Annotated in this window: 24 protein-coding genes and 1 pseudogene; 11 read left to right on the forward strand and 14 right to left on the reverse strand. The window is 59.9% G+C overall.

Annotation, left to right across the window (positions count from 1 at the left end; genetic code table 11):
* Positions 1-14: 14 nt before the first annotated feature.
* From ACFOZ5_RS08080 to ACFOZ5_RS08090, 3 genes are read right to left on the reverse strand one after another with little or no spacing between them, the layout of a single operon-like run.
* Positions 15-1,571 carry an FGGY-family carbohydrate kinase gene (locus ACFOZ5_RS08080; RefSeq protein WP_379886524.1) on the reverse strand — a complete coding sequence of 519 codons (1,557 nt, stop codon included), beginning with the start codon at positions 1,569-1,571 and terminating at the stop codon, positions 15-17.
* Positions 1,568-3,130 carry a glycerol-3-phosphate dehydrogenase/oxidase gene (locus ACFOZ5_RS08085; protein ID WP_379886525.1) on the reverse strand — a complete coding sequence of 521 codons (1,563 nt, stop codon included), beginning with the start codon at positions 3,128-3,130 and terminating at the stop codon, positions 1,568-1,570. Before ACFOZ5_RS08085 ends, ACFOZ5_RS08080 begins: the two co-directional genes overlap by 4 nt.
* Entirely contained in the window at positions 3,127-4,761 is a 1,635-nt protein-coding gene (locus tag ACFOZ5_RS08090; protein WP_379886526.1) for an FAD-binding oxidoreductase, read from the reverse strand. The genes ACFOZ5_RS08085 and ACFOZ5_RS08090 overlap by 4 nt, the downstream gene beginning before the upstream one ends.
* A gap of 209 nt (positions 4,762-4,970) precedes the next feature.
* Here ACFOZ5_RS08090 and ACFOZ5_RS08095 point away from each other — a divergent pair, with 209 nt between their 5' ends.
* On the forward strand, positions 4,971-5,645 hold the full coding sequence (locus tag ACFOZ5_RS08095; RefSeq protein ID WP_379886527.1) for a spermine/spermidine synthase domain-containing protein: 675 nt from the start codon (positions 4,971-4,973) through the stop codon (positions 5,643-5,645).
* Positions 5,646-5,696: 51 nt separating this feature from the next.
* On the opposite strand, the gene ACFOZ5_RS08100 is transcribed toward ACFOZ5_RS08095, so the two are convergent.
* Positions 5,697-6,554: a PA4780 family RIO1-like protein kinase gene (locus ACFOZ5_RS08100; RefSeq protein WP_379886528.1), complete on the reverse strand. Its 858-nt coding sequence runs from the start codon at positions 6,552-6,554 to the stop codon at positions 5,697-5,699.
* A 236-nt stretch (positions 6,555-6,790) separates the two neighbouring features.
* Here ACFOZ5_RS08100 and ACFOZ5_RS08105 point away from each other — a divergent pair, with 236 nt between their 5' ends.
* Together ACFOZ5_RS08105 and ACFOZ5_RS08110 are read left to right on the forward strand one after the other, a co-directional pair.
* Positions 6,791-7,204, forward strand: a complete 414-nt coding sequence (locus ACFOZ5_RS08105; protein ID WP_379886529.1) for a TA system antitoxin ParD family protein — start codon at positions 6,791-6,793, stop codon at positions 7,202-7,204.
* Positions 7,194-7,763 carry an AAA family ATPase gene (locus ACFOZ5_RS08110; RefSeq protein ID WP_379886530.1) on the forward strand — a complete coding sequence of 190 codons (570 nt, stop codon included), beginning with the start codon at positions 7,194-7,196 and terminating at the stop codon, positions 7,761-7,763. Before ACFOZ5_RS08105 ends, ACFOZ5_RS08110 begins: the two co-directional genes overlap by 11 nt.
* Before the next feature lie 83 nt (positions 7,764-7,846).
* On the opposite strand, the gene ligD is transcribed toward ACFOZ5_RS08110, so the two are convergent.
* Together ligD and sodC are read right to left on the reverse strand one after the other, a co-directional pair.
* The gene (ligD, locus tag ACFOZ5_RS08115; RefSeq protein WP_379886531.1) at positions 7,847-8,827 is read right to left on the reverse strand and encodes a non-homologous end-joining DNA ligase; all 981 of its coding nucleotides are present in this window, start codon (positions 8,825-8,827) and stop codon (positions 7,847-7,849) included.
* Between the two features lie 24 nt (positions 8,828-8,851).
* Positions 8,852-9,407 (reverse strand): annotated as a pseudogene (gene sodC, locus ACFOZ5_RS08120) (superoxide dismutase [Cu-Zn] SodC).
* Between the two features lie 568 nt (positions 9,408-9,975).
* On the opposite strand from sodC, the gene ACFOZ5_RS08125 reads away from it, so the two are divergent.
* Positions 9,976-11,058 (forward strand): sigma-54 interaction domain-containing protein, encoded by a 1,083-nt coding sequence (locus tag ACFOZ5_RS08125; protein ID WP_379886532.1) that lies wholly within the window; start codon positions 9,976-9,978, stop codon positions 11,056-11,058.
* A 140-nt stretch (positions 11,059-11,198) separates the two neighbouring features.
* On the opposite strand, the gene ACFOZ5_RS08130 is transcribed toward ACFOZ5_RS08125, so the two are convergent.
* The 8 genes from ACFOZ5_RS08130 to ACFOZ5_RS08165 form a co-directional block, all read right to left on the reverse strand.
* Positions 11,199-12,089: a hydroxymethylglutaryl-CoA lyase gene (locus ACFOZ5_RS08130; RefSeq protein ID WP_379886533.1), complete on the reverse strand. Its 891-nt coding sequence runs from the start codon at positions 12,087-12,089 to the stop codon at positions 11,199-11,201.
* Positions 12,090-12,092: 3 nt separating this feature from the next.
* A complete protein-coding gene (locus tag ACFOZ5_RS08135) occupies positions 12,093-14,099 on the reverse strand; it encodes an acetyl/propionyl/methylcrotonyl-CoA carboxylase subunit alpha (protein WP_379886535.1) in 2,007 nt (668 codons plus the stop codon).
* Positions 14,096-14,890 (reverse strand): enoyl-CoA hydratase/isomerase family protein, encoded by a 795-nt coding sequence (locus tag ACFOZ5_RS08140; protein WP_379886536.1) that lies wholly within the window; start codon positions 14,888-14,890, stop codon positions 14,096-14,098. The genes ACFOZ5_RS08135 and ACFOZ5_RS08140 overlap by 4 nt, the downstream gene beginning before the upstream one ends.
* Before the next feature lie 10 nt (positions 14,891-14,900).
* Complete coding sequence (locus tag ACFOZ5_RS08145) at positions 14,901-16,508, reverse strand: carboxyl transferase domain-containing protein (RefSeq protein ID WP_379886537.1); 1,608 nt, start codon at positions 16,506-16,508, stop codon at positions 14,901-14,903.
* A gap of 7 nt (positions 16,509-16,515) precedes the next feature.
* Positions 16,516-17,682, reverse strand: a complete 1,167-nt coding sequence (locus ACFOZ5_RS08150) for an isovaleryl-CoA dehydrogenase (RefSeq protein ID WP_379886538.1) — start codon at positions 17,680-17,682, stop codon at positions 16,516-16,518.
* Positions 17,683-17,782: 100 nt separating this feature from the next.
* The gene (locus ACFOZ5_RS08155) at positions 17,783-18,172 is read right to left on the reverse strand and encodes a MerR family transcriptional regulator (protein ID WP_379886540.1); all 390 of its coding nucleotides are present in this window, start codon (positions 18,170-18,172) and stop codon (positions 17,783-17,785) included.
* Positions 18,173-18,252: 80 nt separating this feature from the next.
* The gene (locus tag ACFOZ5_RS08160; RefSeq protein WP_379886541.1) at positions 18,253-18,903 is read right to left on the reverse strand and encodes a transglutaminase-like cysteine peptidase; all 651 of its coding nucleotides are present in this window, start codon (positions 18,901-18,903) and stop codon (positions 18,253-18,255) included.
* A gap of 15 nt (positions 18,904-18,918) precedes the next feature.
* Complete coding sequence (locus ACFOZ5_RS08165; protein WP_379886543.1) at positions 18,919-19,569, reverse strand: type II secretion system protein N; 651 nt, start codon at positions 19,567-19,569, stop codon at positions 18,919-18,921.
* A 294-nt stretch (positions 19,570-19,863) separates the two neighbouring features.
* On the opposite strand from ACFOZ5_RS08165, the gene gspE reads away from it, so the two are divergent.
* The 7 genes from gspE (at position 19,864) to gspK (ending at position 25,823) form a co-directional block, all read left to right on the forward strand.
* Positions 19,864-21,378: a type II secretion system ATPase GspE gene (gene gspE / locus ACFOZ5_RS08170; protein WP_379886544.1), complete on the forward strand. Its 1,515-nt coding sequence runs from the start codon at positions 19,864-19,866 to the stop codon at positions 21,376-21,378.
* The gene (gene gspF, locus ACFOZ5_RS08175) at positions 21,378-22,589 is read left to right on the forward strand and encodes a type II secretion system inner membrane protein GspF (RefSeq protein ID WP_379886545.1); all 1,212 of its coding nucleotides are present in this window, start codon (positions 21,378-21,380) and stop codon (positions 22,587-22,589) included. Before gspE ends, gspF begins: the two co-directional genes overlap by 1 nt.
* Positions 22,590-22,678: 89 nt before the next feature.
* Positions 22,679-23,113: a type II secretion system major pseudopilin GspG gene (gene gspG / locus ACFOZ5_RS08180; RefSeq protein ID WP_379886546.1), complete on the forward strand. Its 435-nt coding sequence runs from the start codon at positions 22,679-22,681 to the stop codon at positions 23,111-23,113.
* Positions 23,094-23,678, forward strand: coding sequence for a type II secretion system minor pseudopilin GspH (gene gspH / locus ACFOZ5_RS08185; RefSeq protein WP_379886547.1), 585 nt, complete (start codon positions 23,094-23,096; stop codon positions 23,676-23,678). The genes gspG and gspH overlap by 20 nt, the downstream gene beginning before the upstream one ends.
* Positions 23,678-24,058 carry a type II secretion system minor pseudopilin GspI gene (gspI, locus tag ACFOZ5_RS08190; RefSeq protein ID WP_379886548.1) on the forward strand — a complete coding sequence of 127 codons (381 nt, stop codon included), beginning with the start codon at positions 23,678-23,680 and terminating at the stop codon, positions 24,056-24,058. Before gspH ends, gspI begins: the two co-directional genes overlap by 1 nt.
* Positions 24,058-24,804: a type II secretion system minor pseudopilin GspJ gene (gspJ, locus tag ACFOZ5_RS08195; RefSeq protein ID WP_379886630.1), complete on the forward strand. Its 747-nt coding sequence runs from the start codon at positions 24,058-24,060 to the stop codon at positions 24,802-24,804. Before gspI ends, gspJ begins: the two co-directional genes overlap by 1 nt.
* On the forward strand, positions 24,804-25,823 hold the full coding sequence (gspK, locus tag ACFOZ5_RS08200) for a type II secretion system minor pseudopilin GspK (protein ID WP_379886549.1): 1,020 nt from the start codon (positions 24,804-24,806) through the stop codon (positions 25,821-25,823). Before gspJ ends, gspK begins: the two co-directional genes overlap by 1 nt.
* Positions 25,824-25,827: the final 4 nt, after the last annotated feature.

Genomic DNA, 25,827 nt, shown 5'->3' on the forward strand with positions numbered 1-25,827 from the left:
GGCGGTTATCGGCATTACTCCGGATAACCGGTAATGCGCCTGATGTCCTTGTAAAGGGGCTCCAGCCGACGGTACATACGCTGGTATACCGTGCGGTATAGCTGGTCATACAGTTTTACGGCTTCCGGGTCGGGTTCGAACATCCGCACAGGGCAGGCCATGCCCTCTGCGGCGGCCTCAACCGAGGCGTATCGCCCCAGCGCTGCCATGGCAACCATGGCGGCTCCCAGGCCTGAGACTTCCAGGCACTCCGGTCGTCCGGCGGGCATTCCGAAGATGTCGGCAGTCAACTGCATGGCGGCTTCGCTGCGGGAACCGCCACCGGCTACCCGCAATGTGGTGATCGAGGTACCACTGCGTTTTTCGATACGTTCCCTGCCTTCCCGCAGGGCGTAGGCCAGCCCCTCCAGAATCGCCCGGTAGATGTGGGCACGGGTATGCACGTCTCCAAAGCCTATTATTGTCCCCTTGGCTTCCGGCCCCGGATGACGCACACCGGGCGACCAGTAGGGCTGCAGCATCAGCCCCATGGAACCGGGCGGCACGGCATTGACCAGATCGTCGAACAATTCCTCGGGCTCAATGCCGCGATCGTCGGCTATGCGTTGCTCTTGCGCGCCGAACTCCCGCTTGAACCAGCTCACCATCCAGTAACCCCGGTAGATCATCACCTCGGTAGAGTAATGACCGGGCAGGGCGGATGGGTAGGGTGGCAGCAGCCGGACCGGCTCCACGTACCTGCGGTTGGTGACATTAATGGTGGCTGTGGTGCCATAACTCAGGCAACCGACATCCGGTGTGATGCCGCCGCTGCCCAGTACTTCACAGGCCTTGTCGGAGGCGCTGGCAATCACTGGGAGCCCCGCAGGCAATCCCAGGTATCTGGCAGCGTCCGTTGTCAGATCACCCAGGGTGTCGCCGGGGCGAACAAGTTCCGGCAGTTGCCCGGCGCGGACCGGCATTAACCGCCATTTGAAGTTCCGGCGACCGGCCCAGCGGTGGCGCTTGTAGTCGAAGGGCAGGTAGCCCACCTGGCAGGCGGTGGAATCGCGGTACTGGCCCGTGAGACGCCAGGTAAGATAGCCGGACAGCAGCAGGTATCTATGGGTGCGCTGCCAATTGTCCGGCTCGTGCTGGGCCAGCCAGTTCGCCTGTGTGTTACGTCGGAACTGGTTGATCGTGTCTTCCAGGCGCAAGGCCCTGAAGGTCCAGCCCCAGGGGCCGGCCAGCGGTCCTTGTAGGTCGGCATGACGCTGGTCCAACCAGAGGATGGCGGGGCGCAGGGGCCGCCCCTGGTCGTCCAGGATGACGACTGTGCCCCGCTGTGTGGTCAGGGTGACGCCCATGACCTGCTCAGGCGTGGCTTCGGTATTCTGCCAGAGCAAACGGCACGCTTGTCCGAGGTTATCCCAGAAATATTCAGGGTGTTGTTCGGCCCAACCCGGATGGCGGGAAAAGTAAGGTTCTATGGGCTGGTAGCCACGGCCAACCAGGTTGCCGTCGGTATCGAACAGCAGGGCCCGCACGCTCTGCGTCCCCTGATCGATAGCGAGCACCAGCGAGCGGTTCATGAGGCCTGATCGCCCTGGGGCAGGTAATAGGCTTCCCGCCAGAGGGCGAGGTAACGATCGATCTCCTGCTGCCAACGCTCGTCGGTCCAGACCAACTCCCGGGCCAGTCGCCGGCGGAGCTCCGGCAACAGGCTTCTGGCGCCCTCCGGCAGTATCAGGCCCAGCCGGCTACGCCGTAACAGCAGGTCGTCCAGATGCACGATCGATTCATTCCGTGCGGACCAGCGCAGCTCCGCCCACAGATAGGGGCTGCCCGGGATGCCCTCCAGTGGGCCCGCTTTCAGCACCTCATGGATGCGCAGTCCGTACTGCCCCTGAAGTCGGCGCCAGGTGAGATGACCAACTTCCGATGGGCGACGGACGGGCGGTACATGCGGGAAGATCGGTGTATCGTCTTCCTGCAGGATCATGTGACTCAATCGGGGCGAACCGATGATAAGTACATCCCTGGCAATCCGACGGAAGGTGGTGAGCTTGCCCCCGGCCACCGAGATCAGTCCGCCTTCATCCCAGATAACGTGTTCTCGGCTTTCATCCGAGGGTGCACGCCGGGATCGTTTGGTGACCACCGGACGGATACCGGCCCAGGTCGAGATGACATCGCTGTGATCGACGGCTGCTGCGGGAAAAGCGGTGTCGACGGCCTTGAAAAGGTATCTGAGCTCCTCGTCGGAGATCCGGGGTTCGTCATCCAGGTTGTCAGTATGGTCCAGATCCGTGGTGCCGATTACGGTGCACCCCAGCCAGGGGAAGATGAAAACCGGGCGCTTGTCTTCGGGGTGCGACAGGGTGAGGGACACGGAAACCGGCAGACGATGGAAGGGCACCACAATGTGGCTGCCCCGCAGTGGCCGGATATGCTCCTTGCCATGGGACTCCCGCCACAGCCTGTCAGCCCAGGCGCCCGTGGCATTCACCACCAGTGAGGCGGATAGTGTCTGTTTTACCGTGCGCTCCGGGTGCTGGCCCTCAATGGTGACCGACCATGGCGCGTTTTCGGGTTTTTCGACGTGGGTGGCACGCACGTAATTGTGGGTTTCAGCCCCCAGTGTCCGAGCCTCATCCAGCACACGCAGCACCAGCCTGGCGTCGTCAGTGACCGCATCGCTGAACCCGGAGGCCGCTTTCAGACCGTCCGTCTTCAGGCCGGGCAACCATTGCAGCATTTCCACCGGGTTGATCCGCTGGCGGTAATGCTCACCGGCAAAGCGATCGTACAACCAAAGTACCTTGCCAAACAGCCAGGGGCCCGGAAAACCCCTGTGATAATGGGGCATCACGTAACGCATTCTATCCACCAGGCCGGGCGCCTGATCCAGTAGCCGTTGACGCTCCCGGACCGCATTTCGGGTCAGCCTGAAGTGGCCGCCTGCCAGGTACCGAAGTCCGCCATGGACCATCTTGGAGGAGCGACTGGACGTCCCCCAGGCATAGTCCCGCTGCTCAATCAGCAGCGTTTTGAGCCCGGCTGCGGCCGCCTCCCGGGCAATGCCGGCACCAGTGATACCGCCACCGATAACGATGACATCATAGTGGGAGGTCAATGCGCCCAAGCTCATGGGTCGGTCTGCTCGCCTGTCCCGGTCGTACCGCCGTCACCCCGGAGCAGGGTACCCGGGTTAAGGCGACTCCCGGGATCGAAGGTACGAACCAGCCCCCACAGGGCTGCCATGCCAAGCTCGCCTTTTTCCTCTGGCAGCCAGGGGGCGTGGTCCTTGCCGACGCCATGTTGATGGGAAATGGTGCCACGGTTGCTGACGATCATCGCCGAGGTGGTTTCCTTGAGGTGTTGCCAGCGGGCATGGGTCGCCTCGTAACTGTCGGCGACCGGAAATACGTAGGTGGTGTAGATGCTGCTGCCCTGGGGGTAGACGTGTGACAGGTGGCTGAACACATGAACGGGTTGCTCGTCGCTGGACAGCCCGTGGCGCAGGTTCACTTCGATCAGCCCCATCAGGTAGTCGACATTGTCCCAGTCAGTGGCCGTTTCCAGGGTGTCCACGGCATAGCCCTGCTGCCAAAGGCTTTCGCGCAGATAAGGCATGGCAAACCGTTTCTCTGCCCACTTGCGCCCCATGCCAGTGCCCATGTACACGGCCCGGAAGGGCTTGCAGAAATCGCGCACCACCTCCAGTGCGAACCGGCTTTCGCGCTTGGAGCCGGTGATGCCGAAAGTCATCATACATTTGCCTTCGCCGGCACCGCGCAGCTTGAGGTATTTCTCCAGCAGGCCGATCATCAACGGATGACCAGCCAGAGCCAGCTGGGTTTGTGTTTCCACGGCATTGCTCAGTCGCAGCATGGACAGGGGCAGTTTTGCCTGCACCATTCGCCGCGCCGCTTCCCGGGCAAGGTGCCAGTTGCGGAAAAACATGACGTGAAAGGATTCCCGTTCCGGTAGCGGGGTGACCCGGACCTTTGCCTCGGTAATGATGCCGATCCGGCCTTCGGAGCCGAGCACCATTTCCCGCACGTCCGGCCCGGCAGAGGAAGCGGGCAGGGTGGGTATGGTCAGGGTCCCGCGCAGGGTTTCCACGGTACCCCCGGCGAAAAGCTGTTCGATACGGCCATAGCGAAGGGACTGTTGTCCGCTGGAGCGGCTGGCGATCCATCCGCCTATGGTGGACAGTTCAAAGGACTGAGGGAAGTGGCCCAGGGTGTAGCCGTGGGCCCGCAGTTGTGACTCCACCAGCGGGCCGGGGGTACCGGCCCCAAAGGAGGCAATCTGGCTTTCGGTATCCAGATCCAGCAGGCGGTTCATCCGCTCGAGGCTGATGGTGAGCACCGGGGTGTCGCCCTCCATGGGGTTAATGTGGCCCGCAACGCTGGTTCCGCCGCCATAGGGAATAACGTTGAATCCCTGATCCAGGGCCAGTCCGAGTAGCTGGCGGACCTGCCCGGCGTCTTCCGGTTGTGCTACGCCATCCGGGAATACCTGGAACTGCCCGCTTCGCATCGCCAGCCAGTCTGGCAGGCTCTGACCACGGGCGTGGCGGACGCGAATGTCCGGGTCGGTCTGGATCAGCGAATGCTCCGGCAGTCTGGATGGGGGAACCCTGGCTATCACCTCTTCCAGGGAGGCGTCCGGCAACGGAATGGCGTGGCCAATGCGCCTCTTGAGAAATTTGAGGCCGCTGCCCGGGAGTTCTGGCTGGATACTGTCGTCACCCCAGCCGTTCCATCTGCGCATGGTGTGCTTCCCTTGTAGTTTTTGTCCGCTTCAGGGGCCTGAAGCTCTCTTGATCTTGTCAGTAAAACCAGAGTCGATAAAGCGCCCACGGGTCTAGTAGCTGAACAGGTTTATCCTGTATTAGAAAGCGACAATGCAGTTTTACATCAGAAAGACGTGTAATCTCACCCTTTTTCCGAATCATTCCATACCTTTTACCGAGGTTCCCCATGGCCCGTTTCGAAGAACTTGGTACTGCCATTATTCCCGGCGAGGGAACAAAGTTGCGTTTACTGCGTCGCAATGACGAATTTTCCATCAGGATTGCCGGCAGTTCAGGGGAGTTGATGAACAGTCGCCTGCATGGTTCAGAAGACGCGCTGGCGACTCTTGCCTGTGAGTATCTGGCGGATAATCCGGCGCCACGGGTGTTGATCGGTGGCCTGGGAATGGGCTTTACCTTGGCGGCGGCCCTGCAATCATTAGGCGAGACGGCAGAGGTGACGGTGGCCGAACTGGTACCGGAAGTGGAAACCTGGAATCGTGGCCCGCTGGGTGAGGCCGCAGGGTTCCCTTTGAATGACCCGCGGGCACGGGTTCATCATGGGGATGTGGTGGAGCTGATACGGTCTTCGCCGGAGGCGTACGATGCCATCTTGCTGGATATCGATAACGGGCCGGAAGGCCTGACCCGCAAGGAGAACGACTGGCTCTATACCACGGCGGGCATTGCAGCGGCCCAGGCAGCGTTAAAGCCCGATGGCGTTCTGGCTTACTGGTCAGCGGGTCAGGACGCCGCCTTTACCGAGCGGCTCAAGCGGGCAGGCCTGTCGGTGGAGGCAGTGACGGTACGCGCGCACCGCCCGGGCAAGGGCGCCCGCCATGTAATCTGGCTGGCGTGGTAATACTGCAGTAACGTTCCAGCGCCCCTGGATGAGCCGGGCATTCAGGCTGGGTCAGTCATCATCGTCGTCGTCCTGCAGCCGCTCCCGGCGTTCCCGCTCTTCCTCCTTCGCAGCATCAATGACTTCCATGACCTCGTCGATGTCGGCGTTGGTTTCATCGCGGGTGAACAGGCCAGTCAGCTGGCTGTCCGGGTGGAGCTTGCCGGATTCATAAAGCGCCCAGATCTCGCCGGCGTAGTCGGTTTTGAGCAGCTCGGGGGCAAATCGACCGAAGTAGCGGCGCATGTTGTCCACATCCCGCTGGAACATTCGTTCGGCGTTGTTGTTGCCAGCGGCATCCACGGCCTGGGGCAGGTCAATAATGACCGGTCCTTCGGCGTCCACCAGCACGTTGAATTCAGACAGATCGCCATGAACCAGTCCGGCGCAGAGCATGCGGACCACGTCGGCGATAACCCGGTGGTGATAGTCGACGGCCTGCTCGGGGGTGAGGGTGACGTCGTCAAGACGGGGCGCGGCCTTACCAGCATCGTCGGCCACCAGTTCCATCAGAAGAACGCCATCCACGAATCCGAAAGGTTCAGGTACCCGAACGCCAGCGGAAGCCAGACGGTACAACGCATCGACTTCTGCATTCAGCCAGGCACTCTCTTGTTCCTTCTGCCCGTATTTTGTTTTCCGGTTCATGGCCCGGGCCCGTCGGGTGTTACGGACCTTGCGCCCTTCCTGGTACTCGACAGCCTGCTTGAAACTGCGTTTCTGGGCTTCCTTGAACACTTTCGCGCAACGCAGCTGGTCGCCGCAGCGCACCACGTATACCTGTGCCTCCTTGCCGCTCATCAACTGGTAAAGGACCTCATCCACCAGGCCATCATCTACAAGGGGTTGTAATCGTTTTGGAACCTTCATAAAGCCTTTTGACGTAATAATGAGCCTACTGGCCTGGTGTTTGCGGATGATTGTGGCCTGAAAACCAAAAGGATCAGCGCTTATTACCCAGGGTCTCTGCGGGCAGTATAGAGCGCCGGCACAGGAAAGGGCAGTCGAAGGTGTTTTGCAGGCGTCTGGTTAGCTTTTTGGGCGTTGCAAAATGCAACATCTGTGGTAATCTGATACAAATGATCCAGTAACCGTCAGGAGGTCCCATGACTACAGCGGTCAGACTTGAAGATACCCTGGTGCGCCATGCCTCTGCCGAAGCGCAGGTCCAGCGGCGTTCAACGCCGAAGCAGATCGAATTCTGGGCTGAGATCGGCCGGGCCATTGCCGGAGAGGTCAGCGCCGAGGACCTGATTGCGATCAGTCAGGGCATCCGCAAAGTGAAGGTGGAGCCGGTAACACCGGGGCCGGTGTCCGGTGATGATATCTGGGCCGAGGTTGAAGCTGATCGTGAATCCGGCGAATTGTCGCGCCATATCGCACGGGACCGAATCGTGTATCAGGCATCGGAGAACCGCCCGGGTTACCTGGAGGCGATCTACCCCGATGGCCAGAAAATTACCGGTCAGTTCCGTAATGGCCGTTTCGAGCCCCTGAGCGGGCAGGGTCATGCAGCCTGAGCTCTGGCTACTTTGCGGAGGGAATGGTTCGGGTAAATCAACATTTTATGAGCGATTCCTGAAACCAAAGAATATCCCCCTGATCAACGCGGACAACATAGCAAGGACGCTCTGGCCCACAGACCCCGAAAACCATAGCTATGAAGCCGCCCTGATCGCCGAGAAGGAGCGCTTCCGACTGGTGGAGGAAGGGCATACCTTCTGTTTTGAAACCGTTTATTCCCATCCTTCCAAGCTGGATTTCATTGCCTCCGCCAAGGCGGCGGGATTTCGTATCCATATCTTCTACTTTCATCTGGGCGACACCGGCTTGCATAACGCCCGTGTAGCCTCAAGAGTCAGGTCCGGTGGCCATAGCGTGCCGGAGGACAAGGTGAACAGCCGTGTACCCCGCACCTTTGCCAATATCCGCGACTCCGTCGGTCTGGCGGACGAATTGCACCTGGTGGACAACGCCAGCACGGTGAAGCCATACGTGAGGGTGGCATCCTGGAAAGACGGCGTCTGGGAAATTTTCGTGGGGCATGTGCCGGAATGGGCTTCCCAGATTATGGGTTAAGGTACGCCCTGGCAGGTTGACCGACAGGTCATAGCCTCCGCTGGTTCGACTCTACAATCGGCCGGCGATCGCACCGCATCGGTTTATCCTCCCGCGTACTGATCAAGCAGGCGTTTGCTGATGGTGTTTCTGGCGTCTTCGTATCCGTGCCAGGGGTCTGCTTTCAGGGCACTCAGGCGCCGGCGGATATTATTGACCGTGTATCGATTGGCCGTGGCGCCGGGGGAGAGCTCATCCCAGCGCAACGGGGTGGCAACGGTGGCGTTTTCCCGGGCCCGGGTTGAGTAACGGGCGATGCTCGTATTGCCGCGACCATTGCGAAGGTAGTCGATGAACACCTTGCCCCGGCGCCTGGCTTTCGACATGTTGGTGGTCAGGGCCTTGGGATCGTCTGCCGCATGAGCCTCTGATATGCCCTGGGTAAAGGCTTTCAGTTCATCCCACCCCCACTCTGGCTTCACGGGCACCACCAGGTGCAGACCCTTGCCACCGCTGGCTTGTAGGAAACTGACGAGTCCCAGGCTATCGAGCCTCTCTTTCAGGCTGGTGGCCGCCTGGCTGATGGCGCGCCAGGGAACACCGGGGCCCGGGTCCAGGTCGAATATCAGCGTGTCCGGTTTCTCCACGTTGTTGATGGTGCAGCCCCAGGGATGAAACTCCAGCACGCCGTACTGAACCAGCCACACCAGATCGGAAGCGGAAGTGACGTACAGGTATGTGGACGAGCCCCCCTGTTTCTCGGCAATGGAAGTGCGTGGCACGTCACGGGCAAAGGATTTGTCAGGATGCTTCTGGAAAAAACATTCCGCTTCCAGTCCCTCCGGACACCTGACCAACGACAACGGCCGATTGACCAGGTGGGGTAGCAGGTGGTCCTGTACCTGTTCGTAGTAACGGGCAACATCCAGCTTGGTGATGCCTTGCCCGGGATAAAGGACACGGTCCGGGTGGGTGATCGGAACGCCTGCCACCATTGGACGGCCCGAGTGGTCCCGGGTGCTTTCGGTGCCGGAACGCCCCCTACGGGTTGTTGCCCTGCTTGCCGCCTGATTGGTGGACGTCATGACACCATGCTCCGGACGGATCCGTTACTGTCCGGCAACCACGCCACACGCAACACGGGCACCGCCACCGCCAAGGGGTTGGGGATCATCCGAGTAGTTGTCGCTACCCTGGTGGATCACCAGCGCACGCCCCATGAAATCATCCAGTTTCAGGCGGGGGGCGAGATAGGTCTGCTCGGACTCACCACTCTGGCCAACATGGAGTCGGGGCAGGTCCCCCAGGTGGCCCCCAGTGTCGAACGGGCCCTTATGGGCATCCGTATTCTCCGGATCGTAATGTCCTCCCGCAGCCCCCCGCCGGGGTGGTTTTGCCGTCCCTGGTCGCCGGGCCACACTCCGGGTTTTGGTGTAGATGAAAGCCATGGGGCCCGGGACCCAGCCCCTTCAGATCAGACACGATCAATACGCCATGACGATTCTTCTGGAGGGTTACGGTGCCGATTGAGTCGCCCTGGCCTTCAGCAGTGGCTCGATGCATTTCCACCTCCACGCTCTCACTTTCATTCGCTTGCGCCAGTGGGGCGGACACGAGAACGGCGGAAACAACAAGACCCACAAGGCCTGGTTTCGTATATCTCATCTGTTGCTCCTTTTTTGCCGATGTGGGAGTGATGTCCGGCGGCCTTCCGAAACTCACGTTAATAACGTCAATGTTCACCGGACATCCTGACTTCAAGCCTAGTCAAGAAACCCGGGATGCAATCGTCAGTAGCAGGAACCTAACAAAAATTAATATTGGGACAATATCGCGAGGTTCCCAGGGGACGGAAGCGGTCACCTATATGTGCCAAATTAGAGGCTTACCGATAAATAATGCAGGGGCTCAGGCGGCGCTTTGCGATTAATGCCCTCGAGACAGACAGCGGAGGTCGGTTGACTTTTTTGTGATGCGGTTCCATATTTCTCAACGAATGCATTTAAATAGCTTAAAAAACAATAATTTGTGAGTGGATTCTTGTGTAGCTTTTAAGGACTGTTGTGATTGGAGACTATTGCGCTTTTGATCAAGTGAACATGTTATGCACTTTAAGTACATATGTATATTAAATGTTCATGAGGTTTGTGCGACCTGTATAAGTGCTGGTGTGGGTTTTTAATACCAACATCAATAGTCCAGGTCGTTACTGACTAAAGCGAGGGAGAAGGCAATGAGTCCTGTCGAATATGGAAGGTCTTTGGAGACCAGCGCTGCCTCTGGTCAGGATGGTTCAGGGCACTGGCCGTACAACGGGTCTGGCTATGCGAGCGATCGGCCGGGCGAGAAACAACTGGAAGTCCTGTTTGGCCCATCCCCCGTCATGAAGAGGGTTATGGCCCAGGTGCGTCGGGTAGCTCCAACCTCCGCAACCGTATTGATTACCGGCGAGAGTGGTACCGGCAAGGAGGTCATTGCCAGAGCCATCCATGACCTCAGCGACCGATGTGGCAGGCCCTTTGTGCCAGTCAATTGTGGCGCGATATCACCCCAGTTGATCGAGAGCGAGCTTTTCGGGCATGAGAAAGGCAGCTTCACAGGCGCGGTACGGACTCACCGTGGCGTGTTCGAGCAGGCGGACGGAGGTACTCTGTTTCTCGATGAAATCACCGAGATGCCGATCGAGCTGCAGGTTAAGCTGCTTCGCGTTCTTGAGACCCGGCGGTTCGTGCGGGTAGGCAGTGACCATGAGCAAAACACCGATATACGGATTCTTGCGGCAACCAATCGATGTCCGGAAGAGGAAGTTGCATCGGGCAAACTGAGGTCGGATCTGCTCTACCGTCTTCAGGTGTTTCCGATTGAGCTGCCCGGGCTGAGAGAGCGCAAGGACGATATCGGGGATCTGGCGAGGTTTTTCCTGCAGGAACTCAACGACGCCGACGGAAATCACAAGGCTTTTTCGGACGAAGCACTCCGTTCCCTCGAAGAGTATTGGTGGCCAGGCAATATCCGCGAGCTCAGGAATGTGGTTCAGCGAGCCTATATCATGGCGGATCATGTCATCACGTCGAAGGAGTTGCCTCCGGATCTGGTCCGCCCGGTAACGCCTGTACGTCAGAAAGGTCACACGCTGACCGTTGATATTGGCACCTCCGTGGCCGAAGTGGAGCGAAACCTGATTTTTGCGACGCTCGACCAGTGCGGTGGCCGCAAGGAAAAGGCAGCCAACATCCTGGGCGTCAGTATGAAAACGCTCTACAACAGGCTGCGCAAGTATGAGCAGACCCATGACCGTCGAGTCACCGACGCGTAAATCCGGTTGTTACAGTACAGCTATGGTTGAAGGCAGAATCATACTTGAAGGTATCGGACCCTGGCGGAAGGCTCGTTCACGCGGGGTGGGATAGTCAGGGGGAGGCGAGTGGCCTCCCCACAAAGGGTTACTGGCTGGTATCAGCTTGTCAGTGCCTTGCCAGTGCGAGACGGGTTGTCCCGGGAGAGTGCGTTACATATCGTAGCGCCGAGGTCCGCTATCTTCTGCAGGTCCACGCCGGTTTCGAACCCTTCGCCCGCCAGCAGATAAAGAACATCCTCGGTCGCTACGTTACCGGTTGCGCCCCTGGCATAGGGGCAGCCGCCGAGCCCGGCCACGGCCGAATCGAAGATACGGATACCGCGTTCCAGGCCGGCTGTGATGTTGGCGATGGCCTGGCCATAGGTGTCATGGCAATGCAGGGCCAGGGTATCCGTCCCCGTATCAGGAACCACCGCATCGAGCAGTGCGTGGATTTCCCGGGGGCGGGCCACGCCGATTGTGTCGCCCAGGGATATCTCATCCACCCCCAGTTCCAGCAGGCGGTCGGTTACATGGGCCACCTGCGTCGGGCGGATCCTGCCCTCATAGGGGCAACCCACCACGCAGGAAACGTAACCCCGGACACGCCGGCCCGCCGCCTTTGCCCCTTCCACGACCGGTCGGAACCGTTCGATGCTCTCATCGATAGAGCAGTTGATATTACGCTGGTTGAAGCTCTCCGACGCCGCGGTGAACACTGCCACTACCTCCGCTGACGTTCGCAATGCTGCCTCCAGTCCCTTTTGGTTGGGCACCAGCACCTCTGCAGTGACATGGTCCGGCTTGCGGATCAGGGACATCACTTCATCGGTGCCTGCCATCTGGGGCACCCATTTGGCAGAGACAAAGCTGCCCGCCTCGATACGTTGATGACCGGCGGCGACCAGGGCGTTGAACCATTCCGCCCTCTGGGCCGGCGAGACCGGCGTCTTCTCGTTCTGCAGGCCATCCCGCAGCCCGACTTCTACCAGGGTTACCTGATTGTCCATTGATCAGTCCTCCGCTCTCCCCAGGGTGATCAACACCTGAGCTGCTTCCACATTACCGTCTTTTTGACAGTGCAGGGCCTCAACAGTGCCATCGAATCCGGCTTTCAGGGTGTGTTCCATCTTCATGGCCTCCATGGTCAGCAATGCCTGGCCGGCCCGGACGGTATCACCAGGCTGGCAGAGCAGGGCCGTAACGCGACCGTGCATGGGGGCGGCCAGTTCGGTTTCATCCGCTACAGCGCCCTGGGCCACTTCCGGGTGGTTAACCCTGGCTTTCCAGGTGGCGGCATCGGCGAACACTGCCACCTCATCACCGCGGCCTGTGCCAGCGAGACGGATACGGCGCCCGGACAGTCGTACTTCCAGCGCGCCGTCGGTCATTCGGCGCCAGCGTACGATGGATTCAGCATCCTCCATGCGAACCTCGAGCCGTCCGTAATCGATGCCCACTTCGGTAATCTGGTAATGACCGTGATAGCGGACGGCACCGAGATCCAGCTCAAAGGGCTGCCAGTGACTGTCGCCAATACGGAAATTGCGCAGAATGCTCCACACATCGCGGTCGTCGGTGTGTGTAAAGGCGCCCACGTTGTCGAGCCAGGCAACCAGGCTCAGGTGTTTCCGGGCCCATACCGAGAACAGCGGTTGCGCCAGGACATCCCCATGAATCTCCACAAACCGGGTGGTCAGATCCGCCCTGGCGAAGGCGCCGTGGTGTAACACCCTGCTGACGTAGTCGGTGTTCAGTACAACGCCGTCCGTGTGGTAGCGGTTCAGGGCCTCGATCAGGTTGATGCGGGCCTGGTCCCGGTCATCACCGTAGGCGATCACCTTCGCCAGCATCGGGTCGTACCAGGGGGTGATCTCCAGCCCCTGGCAAACCCCCGAGTCCACCCGCACGGAGTCACTTTCCGCAGGTTCCTGCAGCGTGTGAAGCCGACCTGTCTGGGGCAGGAAGCCATTGTCAGGGTCTTCGGCGTAGATGCGAGCCTCCATGGCGTGGCCCCGACAGGTGAGGTCTTCCTGATTCCAGGGTAACGTCTCGCCGTTGGCGACACGGATCTGCCACTCCACCAGGTCGAGCCCGGTAACCATCTCGGTAACCGGATGTTCGACCTGCAGGCGGGTGTTCATTTCCATAAAGAAGAACTCGTGGTTCTCCGGCTCGTAGAGAAACTCCACGGTGCCGGCACCCACGTAGCCAACAGCTTCACCGCACCTGACCGCGGCTTCGCCCATGGCCCTGCGGACGGCATCCGGGATGCCCGGAGCGGGAGCCTCTTCGATGATCTTCTGATGCCGCCGCTGCACGGAGCAGTCCCGGTCAAACAGGTAGACGCCCTTGCCATGCTGGTCGAACAGTATCTGGACCTCCACATGGCGCGGTGTTTCCAGATAGCGTTCCAGCAGCAGTTTGGGATCGCCAAACGAGGCCCGGGCTTCCCGCCGGGCGGCCTCGAGTTGTGGTTGTAGCTCGGCCGGGTCCCGCACAATGCGCATGCCCTTGCCACCACCGCCGGCGCTGGCCTTGATCAGCAACGGGTAGCCAATACGTTCGGCTTCGTCCTGGAATACGTCCAGGCTCTGATCGTCACCGTGATAACCTGGCACCAGGGGCACGCCCGCCTGGTCCATAAGCGCCTTGGCTGCGCTCTTGGAGCCCATGGCGGCAATGGCACTGGCCGGCGGGCCAATGAAACGCAGGTTGGCCTGTTCGCAGGCGGCGGCCAGGTCGGTATTTTCCGACAGGAAACCATAACCCGGGTGGATAGCGTTGGCCCCGCTGGTGCGGGCGGCGGTGATGATTTTTCCGATGTCCAGGTAGCTCTTCTCCGCCTCCGCCGGACCGATATTGATGGCGGTGTCTGCCTGTCGCACGAAGGGGGCGCGGCTATCGGCTTCGGAATGTACCGCCACGGTGTCCAGACCCATGGCCTCGGCGGTCTTGAAGATGCGCAGGGCGATTTCGCCCCGGTTCGCCACCAGCAGGGAAGTAATGGGGTTGTTCATGAGGTCACGGCCCAGTCCGGAGTACGTTTTTCAAAGAAGGCCGCCAGCCCCTCCTGTCCTTCCTCACCGGTACGCAGGCAAGCAATCACGTCGGCGGTGTACTGGATGATATCGTCGGAGATGGCGCCACCTGAAACTTCGGTCACCAGCGCCTTGCCCGCGGCCATGGCGACCGGCCCGTTACGTAGCAGGGCAGTGATTATCTCGTCAGCTTTCGTGTCCAACTCATCATCGGCTACCCGCTCGTGAATCAGGCCCAGGTCCAACGCCCGGCCAGAGTGAATGACCTCAGCGCTCTGGAAGTACCGGCGGGCATGGCGCTGGCCCAGGGTTCGGACCACATAGGGGCCGATTGCGGCGGGGGTTATGCCCAGCCTGGCCTCGCTGAGGCAGAACTGGCTGCTGTCAGTGCCAATGGCAATGTCCGCAGCACAGATCAGCCCCAGGGCACCGCCATAGGCGGCCCCCTGGACAAGGCAGAGGGTGGGGCGGTCGAGTCTGTCCAGGGTTTGCATCAGCTCAGCCAGACGGCGGGCATCGTCGATGTTTTCCTGTTGGCTCAGCTGCGCGGTGCGCTTCATATAGTTCAGATCGGCGCCGGCGGAGAAATGTTTGCCCTCACCGGCAAGGACCACTACCCGACAATCCGGGTTACTGCCGGCAGCCTGTAGGGCTCCGGTCAGCTCGTTGATGATGCGGTCGTCAAAAGCGTTGCGTTTGTCCGGACGGTTCAGGGTAATCCTGGTGACGCCCCGGCTGTCGGTGCTGCTGATGATGGCGGATTCGCTCATGGGGTTCTCCTTACATCCGGAATACGCCGAAGCGGGTGTCTTCGGCCGGGGCATTGAGGGAAGCGGTCAGGGCCAGGCCCAGAACCTGGCGGGTGTCGGCAGGATCGATGATGCCGTCGTCCCACAGGCGGGCGGAAGCGTAGTAAGGATTCGATTGCTCCTCGAACTGGTCGATGATCGGCTGTTTGAAGGCCTGCTCCTCATCGTCACTCCAGCTCTTTCCCTTGCGCTCCAGACCGGTTCTCTTGACATCGGCGAGCACGCCGGCGGCCTGCTCACCACCCATAACGGCAATGCGGGCATTCGGCCACATCCACAGGAAGCGGGGGTTGTAGGCCCGGCCACACATGCCATAGTTGCCGGCACCAAAGCTGCCACCGATGATCACGGTGAACTTGGGGACCCGGGCGCAGGCCACGGCGGTCACCATTTTGGCACCGTTCTTGGCGATACCGCCGTGCTCGGCCTGTTTTCCAACCATGAAACCGGTAATATTCTGAAGGAAAATCAGAGGAATACCCCGCTGACTGCATAACTCTATGAAGTGTGCCCCCTTGAGGGCCGACTCGGAGAAAAGAATCCCGTTGTTGGCAACGATGCCTACCGGATGGCCGTACAGGTGAGCGAAGCCGCACACCAGGGTGGTGCCATACCCCGCCTTGAATTCATCAAACTCCGAAGCATCCACCAGTCTTGCAATGACCTCATGCACGTCGTAGGGGGTGCGCAGGTCAGCCGGCACCACACCATGGAGTTCGCCCGGATCGTAAAGCGGATCCCGTATCGACCTGGTGGTGAGGTGGTTCTTCTTTTGGTGGTTCAGATTGGCGATACACCGCCGCGCCCGTTCCAGTGCTTCCTCTTCCGTATGGGTCAGATGGTCTGCCACGCCGGAGACGTTGCAGTGCACATCGGCGCCCCCCAGCTCCTCAGCGGAGACGCTCTCGCCGGTAGCGGCCTTCACCAGGGGCGGGCCGGCCAGAAAGATGGAGCTCTGGCCTTTCACCATAATACTTTCGTCCGCCATGGCAGGTACGTAGGCGCCCCCTGCGGTGCAGAGACCGAGCACCACCGCAATCTGGGGGATGCCCTTGGCGGACATGTTGGCCTGACGGTAGAAGATGTGGCCGAAATGCTCGGCGTCAGGGAATACGTCGTCCTGTTGGGGCAGGTTGGCGCCACCGGAATCCACCAGGTAGATGCAGGGCAGGTGGTTTTCTTCGGCGACGGTGAGGGCGCGGATGTGTTTCTTGACCGTGAGCGGGTAGTAGGTGCCGCCCTTGACGGTGGAGTCGTTGGCAACGATCAGGCATTCCACGCCCTGCACCCGGCCGATGCCAGCGATAATGCCGGCGGCGGGCACGTCGTCATCATAGACACCGTCCGCGGCCAGGGGCGCTATTTCCAGAAACGGTGAGCCGGGGTCCAGCAGGCGGTTTATGCGTTCCCGGGGCAGCAGTTTGTTGCGGCTGCGGTGGCGTTCCTGGATGTCCTTGCCGCCGCCCTGGGCGACCCGTTCGAGGCGCGTACCCAGATCACTGACCAGCGCTTCCATGGCGTCCTGGCGTTGCCGGAATTCCTCCGACTGGGTATTGATAGAGCTGTGGAGTATTGCCATGGCGACCTCAGGTGGATTCCTTGAACAGTTCCCGGCCAATCAGCATGCGGCGCACTTCCTGGGTGCCGGCACCGATTTCGTAGAGCTTGGCGTCCCGCAGCAGGCGGCCGGTGGGGTAGTCGTTGATGTAGCCGTTGCCACCGAGGATCTGGATGGCTTCCAGAGCCATTTTGGTGGCCCGCTCGGAGGTGTACAGGATAGCGCCGGCGGCGTCCTTGCGGGTGGTCTCGCCCCGGTCGCAGGCCTGGGCCACGGCGTAGAGATAGGCGCGACTCGCGGCCAGTTCGGTGTACATGTCGGCCAGTTTGCCCTGGATAAGCTGAAATTCACCGATGGGCTGGTCGAACTGTTTACGTTCATGAACGTAGGGGATCACTGCATCCAGGCATGCCAGCATGATGCCGGTAGGCCCGCCGGACAGCACCACACGCTCGTAGTCCAGGCCGGACATGAGCACCTTCACCCCTTCGTTCTCCTTGCCGAGGATATTGTTTTCCGGTACTTCCACATCTTCGAAAATCAGTTCACAGGTGTTTGAGCCACGCATGCCGAGTTTGTCGAGTTTCGGCCCCCGGGAAAAGCCTTTCCAGTCGCGCTCCAGCAGGAAGGCGGTGATGCCCCTGGGGCCGCCCTGGGGGGCGGTTCTGGCGTAGATGACGTAGGTGTGGGCATCCGGTCCGTTGGTGATCCACATTTTGCTGCCGTTGAGTATGAAACGGTCGCCCTTCCTGTCGGCACGCAGTTTCATACTGACCACGTCAGAGCCGGCGTTGGGCTCGCTCATGGCCAGCGCCCCGATATGTTCGCCGCTGACAAGTTTGGGCAGGTACTGCTGTTTCTGTGCGTCGGTGCCGTTGCGGTGGATCTGGTTAACGCAGAGGTTGGAGTGGGCACCGTAGCTGAGGCCGATGCTGGCGCTGGCGCGGCTGATTTCTTCCATCGCAATGACGTGGGCCAGGTAGCCCATGTCTGAACCACCGTATTCTTCGCCGACGGTCATGCCCAGCAGGCCCATGTCGCCCAGTTTTGGCCACAGGTCATTGGGGAACTGGTTGTCCCGGTCGGTCTTGTCGGCGATCGGGGCGATCTGGTCGCGGGCGAAGCGTTGGACCTGGTCCCTGAGGGTGTCCAGGGTTTCGCCGTGGTTGAAATTGAGGGTGGTGTATTGGTTCATTGTTTTTGTTCCTCGTACTTAAAACCGGAGCATGTATTGTTAACTTGGAGGCAGGGCGAACTTGGGAGATATTCGCCTCAAAGAATCTGTAAATTAAGGTTCACGCTTCCTCCGGATCACCTAGTGCCTCCAGACACTTCGCTTCCGCCTCGTCAAGCTCTTCCCGCATCAGTTGGATATCGTGAAGCTGAGCTTCAAGCTGTTCACGTCGTTTCTGAATTTTATCCAGTAGAGCATTGATCTGGTGACGGTTGTCGGAATCCGGGTCGTACATTTCGATGAGCTCCCGGGATTCCGACAGGCTGAAGCCCAGGCGTTTGCCCCGCAGGATCAGTTTGAGCTTTACCCGGTCGGCGTCGCTATAGAGCCGCGTCTGGCCGTCTCTTGTCGGGGCGAGCATGCCGGTTTCTTCATAGTAGCGGATGGTGCGGGTGGTGATGTCGAATTCCCGGGCCAGATCGCTGATGGAGTATTGGGCTCTGGAGGTCATAAAGAGGTTCGCCTGTACGTTTACGTTAACGTAAACCGGATAATAAAAATCTGCAAGTAGGGCAGGTAGTGTCAGCTGGATTATTTGAGGATATCGATCAGCCGTTCCTGGAGGGAGCGCCAGTGCCGTAATTGTTCTGCGGTGCCGGAGCGTTTGGTGCGGCTGCCGCTTATGCGCCAGAGGCCTTCACCGTTGAAGCTGTAAACAGGTTCCAGGTCAGTACGTTGGGAGGCCCGTTTGATCTGGTTAATGAGGTTGTCGAGTATCAGCGGGTCAGCGTCCGGAGTGGGGTACCAGGCGACGACCATATGGGCCTGGTTAAGCTCCAGGGCCTTGACGTACACGATCCGGAGCTGGTCGTCGGGAACCCCCAGAGATCTCAGGGTGAGGTATTTCGCGATGGAGAAGTCTTCGCAATCGGCGCCATTGGTGGCCAGCATTTCCACCGGGGTGGCCCAGTAGTCTTCCTGGTTCCAGTGTTCCAGGTCACTGAGAAAGGGGGTGCGGTTGAAGAAGGAATTGACCAGCTGGATCTGTCGCCGGATGGTGGCGGAATCAGCGATGTCGTGGAGACGTTCCCAGTTCTGTAACCTGGCCCGGGCTGCTGCACCGTATTCATCTTCAATGTACTGAAGCAGGTCCGGGCCAAGTTCAAAGGCAGCAACAAAAGCGGAGAACATCACGACCAGGAGCAGGGAGCTGCGTCTGGGCGCCTGCCGCTTTTGTGACATGAAGCTACCTCATCGTTATTGGTCTCTCAGCCGTTCACGCAGCTCTTCCAGCCGCTGGCGTATCTGTTCACGACGCTCGTCGGTGGCCTGAGGCGTTGATGGTGCCCGGGTCTGGCTGCCTCCACCTTGCCGGGCCTGTACCGGGTCCGGTTGGGTGTTGTTGTCAATGGCCGCCAGTTCTACCCCCCGGGAATCGTCTGTCTCGGGGAAATACAGGTTTTCCAGCTTGCCGCCACGCTCGATGATTATGCGGTTGGCATGCACCGAACGCAGCTTGGCGTTCCCCGGAAGTTCATCACCAATGATATAGACCTCTGTGCGGTTTCTGTCATCCTCGATCAGTGCACTTCCTGGCTGCTCCTCGTTGCCGGCCAGTACACCACGGAGGAACAGGCGCAGATTGGTTTCCGGAAGATCTTCGGTATCCTGGTCGGCGGTCATGCCCTCGGGAGCGGCGCGGCCGAACATTTCCACGTTTGCGAGCGGTATCTGGGGCTGCTGCCGGGCAGGGCGGCTGGACTCCGCCGCGGGCCGGGCCGTGGCCTGGTATTGTTGTGTTTGTTCCTGTTCCCAGAACCGGTATCCCTGCCATCCCAGTGTGCCGACCATGGCAACGGTGAGCAGCGATGCGGTTATCAGGGGCAGTCTGGCACTAAGAGCAGACATGACTATCCTTATATTTGCTTGCCTGGCAGCACCTGAAGGGTGGCTGGTACAGGGCTCTGTTGCCCCGTTACAAGCTGGAAACCTTCATCAATAACGCCGCCGTTCTTCCTGAAAAGCCTTAAAAAAGACGCCCATCACAATGTAACAGCTTTACGGTCATTATAGTGTATTGAGTTATTCAGCGGGCGCCAAAACCTGTGGTAGCCTTCACACCTACAGGGAATAATAAAAGAAACGGCTGTCAGGGAGGCGGGTTTTGACGCGCTTGACGACCGTTCGGACTGACACACGGGGATGACCTTGACTACTGAAACGCAAATCCAGCCGCAGGATGCTCCGCTGGGACGGCTTCCTTTCACCTTTGCCAAGCGCAACGGGGTAATTCTTACCCGCAACGCCTCCGGTGAAACGGTGATACTGGTTCGTCCCGGTGCCCCTCACAACGCACTGGCCGAGGCCAACCGGATGAGTGGCGGGCGTGCGCGATTCGAGTCCATTGACCCCGACCACTTCGACGAGGCCCTTAACAACGCCTACCAGAACGATTCTGCCGAAGCCATGCAGATGGTGGAAGGCATCGGTGACGACATGGACCTTGCCTCGCTGGCCGAGTCCGTGCCCGAGACCGAAGACCTGCTGGAGCAGGAAGACGACGCGCCGATTATCCGCCTGATCAACGCCATCCTCACCGAAGCCGTCAAGTCGGGCGCCTCGGACGTTCACATCGAAACCTATGAGAAACGCCTGGTGGTGCGGTTCCGGGTTGACGGTGTGCTGCGTGAGGTGGTGCAGCCGAAACGGGCGCTGGCACCGCTGCTGGTATCGCGGATCAAGGTTATGGCAAAAATGGATATTGCCGAGAAGCGGGTGCCCCAGGATGGCCGTATTGCCTTGCGGGTCGCCGGCCGCGAGGTGGACATCCGGGTGTCCACCATGCCCTCGGCCAGTGGCGAGCGGGTAGTGCTTCGTCTGCTGGACAAGAACGCCGGCAACATCAAGCTGGAATCGCTGGGCATGAAGGGGCGTGACCTGGAGCTGCTGCGCAAGATGGTCAAGCGCCCCTATGGCATCCTGCTGGTCACCGGTCCCACCGGTTCTGGTAAGTCCACCACGCTCTATGCGGGCCTGCAGGAGATCAACGATCGCAGCCGCAACATCCTGACGGTGGAAGACCCCATCGAGTACAACCTGCCGGGCATCGGCCAGACCCAGGTGAACACCAAGGTCGACATGACCTTTGCCCGGGGCCTGCGCGCCATTCTCCGTCAGGATCCGGACGTGGTGATGATTGGTGAGATCCGGGATCTGGAAACGGCGGAAATCGCCATCCAGGCCAGTCTGACCGGTCACCTGGTACTGTCCACGCTGCACACCAACACCGCCGTGGGTGCCATTACCCGGATGATGGATATGGGCATCGAGCCCTTCCTGATTTCCTCCAGTCTGGTGGGTCTGGTGGCCCAGCGCCTGGTCAGGGTGCTGTGCCAGGAGTGCAAGGAGGAGTATCAGCCCTCGGCGGAAGAGTGCGAGTTTATCCAGGCTGACCCGGCTAACCCGCCCACCATCTACCGGTCCAAGGGCTGTGAACATTGCAGCAACCTGGGGTACAAGGGGCGTATCGGCATCTATGAGGTGGTCGAAATCACGGATGCCATGAGCTCGATGATCCACAAGCGCGCCGGGGAGCTGGACCTGGAAAAAGTGGCCCGTGAGTTCGGGCCCAGTATTCATGCCGATGGTGTCCAGAAGATTCTCAGTGGCGTGACAACCATGGAAGAGGTCCTCCGTGTGACCCACCGGAGCCGCTGATGCCAGCCTACGATTACAAGGCGCTCGACAGGCGCGGCAAGCAGACCAGTGGTGTCATAGAAGCCGACAGCGCCAAGGCGGTTCGCCAGCAGTTACGGGAAAAGGGCATGGCGCCGCTGGCTGTGGACCAGGCCAGGGAGAAGCAGGGCAGCAGTGCCTCGTTCAGCCGACGGGGCAGCCTGAGCGCCTCGGACCTGGCGCTGGTTACCCGCCAGTTGTCCACCCTGATCCAGTCCGGCATCCCCATTGAACAGGCCCTGTCGGCCGCGGCCCAGCAGTCCGAAAAACCGGCCATGAAGAGCATGATGATTGCCATCCGCTCCAAGGTCATGGAAGGCTATACCCTGGCAGACAGCCTGGGTGAGTTCCCGCGGGCTTTCCCGAGACTTTACCGGTCAACCGTGGCGGCAGGTGAGCATGCCGGCCACCTCGACCTGGTACTCAATCGCCTGGCGGATTACACAGAAGCCCGTCAGGAAGCACGACAGAAGATTCAGCTGGCCGCCATCTACCCCATCATCCTGACGGTTGTGGCTATCGCCATTGTGGTGTTCCTGCTGACCTATGTGGTGCCGGATATCATCGAGGTCTTCGTCAAGCAGGGGCAGGAGCTGCCCACCCTGACGCAGGCCATGCTTAACATCTCTGACTTCCTCTCGAGCTACGGGATCTTTCTGTTGCTGGCCCTCATTATCGGCGGTGTGGTGTTCAGCATGTCGCTACGCCAGGAGGGCAACCGACGACGCTTCCACAAGGCCTTGCTGGATATGCCCCTGCTCAAGGGCATGGTGCGGGGCATCAATACGGCCCGCTATGCCAGCACCCTCAGCATACTGACCACCAGCGGTGTGCCCCTGGTAGAGGCCATGCGTATCGCCGGCGAGGTTCTGGGCAATGATCACCTGCGAGCCAGACTGCGGGACGCCGCACAAACCGTTTCCGAAGGCGGCAGCCTCCACAAGGCCCTCGAGCAGACCGGCTACTTCCCCCCCATGATGCTTCACATGATCGCCAGTGGTGAATCCAGTGGCGAGCTGGACAGCATGCTCGAGCGGACCGCAAGGATGCAGGAAAACACCCTCCAGTCAAAAATTGCGGCCATGGTCGGGCTGTTCGAGCCCCTGATGCTGCTGGTGATGGGTGTGGTGGTTCTCATCATTGTGCTGGCCATCATGTTACCGATCCTGAACATGAGTAACCTTGTGGGGTGAACCATCCGACGGATCGGTTGACCAATATCGAATAACAATAACTGAAAACCAGCAAAACCAAGTCGAAGCCTTAAACAGGAAAGAGAGCAATGACGATGAAACAACGGAACCAGCGAGGGTTCACCCTCATCGAGATTATGGTGGTCATGGTTATCCTCGGCCTTCTGGTTGCAGTGGTTGCGCCCAACATCATGGGCCGCAGCGACCAGGCCAAGGTCACCATAGCCAAGACCCAGATGAGAAACGTGGCCAACGCCCTGGACATGTATCGCCTGGATAACAGTCACTACCCCAGCACCCAGCAGGGGCTTGAGGCCCTGGTCAACCGCCCCAGCGGTTCTCCCGAGCCCAGGAACTGGAACCCCGATGGCTATCTGGATGCCGTTCCGGAGGACCCCTGGGGCAACGAGTATCAGTACATAAACCTGGGGTCCAGCGACTACGACCTGTTCTCCTACGGGTCTGATGGCAACCAGGGCGGCGAGGGCGACGCCGCGGATATCAGTGTTGAAGATATCAAGTAACCCGTTGGCTTTACCCGGCTCCAGGCCGTTCCGCCAGGCCGGTTTCACCATGATTGAAATCATGGTGGTCATGGTGCTGGTGGGTTTGCTGGCATCGCTTGCCATCGTCAATCTGGGCGGTGGCAATCAACAGCGGGAAATGACCAGCAAGATCCGTGAACTTTACGTACTCATGCAGACGGCATCGGAACAGGCCATCCTCAACAATGAGGAGCTGGGCCTGGTCATTGACGAGCAGGGCTACCGGTTCGTGGTCTACGGAGAGCGTGACCAGGAGTGGAAAAGCGAGAGTGAGCGTCTGTTCCAGGGGCGCGGCTTCCCGGAATGGATGAGCGTCACCCTGTTCAGCGAAGGCGACATTCCCCGGCTTGCCAGCAATGACGAGGATGAGGACGACGAGGGAAACCAGCTGCGCCCTGACATTGTCTTCTATTCCAGTGGCGAAACCACCCCGTTCGAACTGGAATTCGTGCTGACACAGTCCTCTGACCGGGTTTATCGGCTGGTGTCGGATGGCCTCAACGAGATCGAGATGAAAACTCCATCGGACACGGAAGACTTCTGATGCGACAGCGTGGTTTTACCCTGATTGAGGTGCTGGTGGCGTTGATGGTGTTCGGCCTTATCGCTACCGCCGCATCTCAGGTGGGCAGCCAGTATATTGGTAATTTTGAACGTGTCAGGGATCTGACCCTGGCATCCTGGCTGGCCAGCAACCAGATGAATGAAGTGCGTCTCCAGGAGGAGTTTCCACCAGTATCAGAGAACAGCAAAGAAGTAGAGTACGCCGGTAGTCGCTGGCGTGTCGTCACCACGGTCTCGGAAACCGACGAGCCCACCATGCGACGGATAGAAGTTGATATCCAGACATACCGGGGCACGGGGGATCCGGTTCAGATCCAGAGCCTGTCCGGGTTCCTGCGTGATTCGGAGCAGACCCTGTGATGGTAGGCCGCCCTTTCCCCGTCAGTCGTCATCAGCGGGGCTTTACCCTGATGGAAGTGCTGATCGCCGTGTCAATCACCGCAGTGATTGGCCTGGGCGTATGGCAGGTGATGTCCAGCGTGATCATGTCACGTGACCGGGTCAATGAGGTGGCTGAAGAGTTCGAGGGGGTGCAGAAAACCTTCCTGTTGCTGGAACGGGATCTGCGACAGGTTATCAGCCGTCCTGTTCGCAACATCTATGGGGATTACGAACCGGCTATCAGCTCCCAGGGTGAGGAGTTCGAGCTGGTGGTGACCCATCAGGGTTGGCGGAACCCCCTGGGCAAGCAGCGCAGCGAACTGCAGCGCAGCGCCTGGGAATACACCGGCGACGAAGTGCGGCGCCGGTACTGGACGATGCTCGACCAGCCCCAGGAAGAAGACAGCCGTGACCAACTGCTGCTATCGGATGTGACCGCACTTGATATTCGCTTCCTCGATGAGAACCGTACCTGGCAGGATAACTGGCCGCCACCCAACCAGGGTATTCCCAGTGGTCCCGGCGCCCCCGTTATTCCCCTGCCCATGGCCGTAGAGGTCACCCTTGTGCATGATCGCTTTGGCGAATTGTCACGGCTGTTCCTGATGCCCGATTTCGATGTCACCCAAGTCCAGACCAACCTGACCCAGAGCGGCCGGCAGGGCGACGGGGAAGAGGACGACGATGACGAGGAAGAGCAGGGTAGCCAGGGAGGTGGCTCTTGATGGCGTCCCGTGTTCCAGGGTCCCCGCACTCGGTCAGTCGACAACAGAAAGGCATGGCGCTGATCATGGTGCTGTTATCAATGGCACTGATCGTCATGATGATATCAGGCATGATGCAGCAGCAGAGCGTGCGGGTCTTCCGCGCCGGACACTTTCTGGCCCAGAGCCAGGGGTACAACGTGGCACTGGGTGCTGAAGATTTTGCCCAGCAGATCCTGTTCCAGGACCTCAAGACCGACCGTGAGGACAACGAGCTGGTAGACAGCCCGGACGAGGTCTGGTGGAAGCATTCCGCGGTGCTGCCGCTGGACGACGGCGGCGTGGTAGAGGTACAGATCGATGATCTGTCTGGCCGTATCAACCTCAACGACCTGGTAAGCCCCACCGGCGCCATCGACCAGACCACCCGGGAGCGTTTGATGCGCTTGCTGATGGTGCTGGGCATTACCGATGTCCATGTGGACGCACTGGTTGACTGGGTTGACCCCGACGAGGAGCCAATCTCCGCATACGGTGCCGAGGATGGCCAGTACCTGATGAAGGATCCGCCATACCGGGCCGGTAACCAGCCCTTTGCCAGTGTCACGGAGCTGCGTCTGATCGAGGGGATGACCGAGGAAACCTACCGGTTGTTGCGGCCACATGTTGCGGCACTTCCCGTTTCCGGTACCGGTATCAATGTTAATATGGCGTCGGCCCCGGTCATCCGCTCCTTGCACCAGCAGATTACCGACGCCCAGGCCGAAGCTGTCGTCAAGCGCCGCGAAGAGGAGCGATTCCTTACCACTGGTGATTTTACGGCACTGCCAGAGTTTGCTGGTATGGGGCTGAAGCCCCAGGGTCTGAATGTGAGTTCCGAGTTTTTTGACGTGGTCTCCCGGGTTACCTGGGATGACCGCGTGGTTAACCTGGTCAGCACGGTGTACCGTAGCCGGGATGGGGAATTCTCGGTGGTTCGACGCGACACCGGACAAAAGCACAGAATTACCAAGGAACCCTACGGGGTGACCGAGGAATAGAACA

It is taken from the genome of Marinobacter lacisalsi (assembly GCF_042651045.1).
Taxonomy (GTDB): domain Bacteria; phylum Pseudomonadota; class Gammaproteobacteria; order Pseudomonadales; family Oleiphilaceae; genus Marinobacter; species Marinobacter lacisalsi.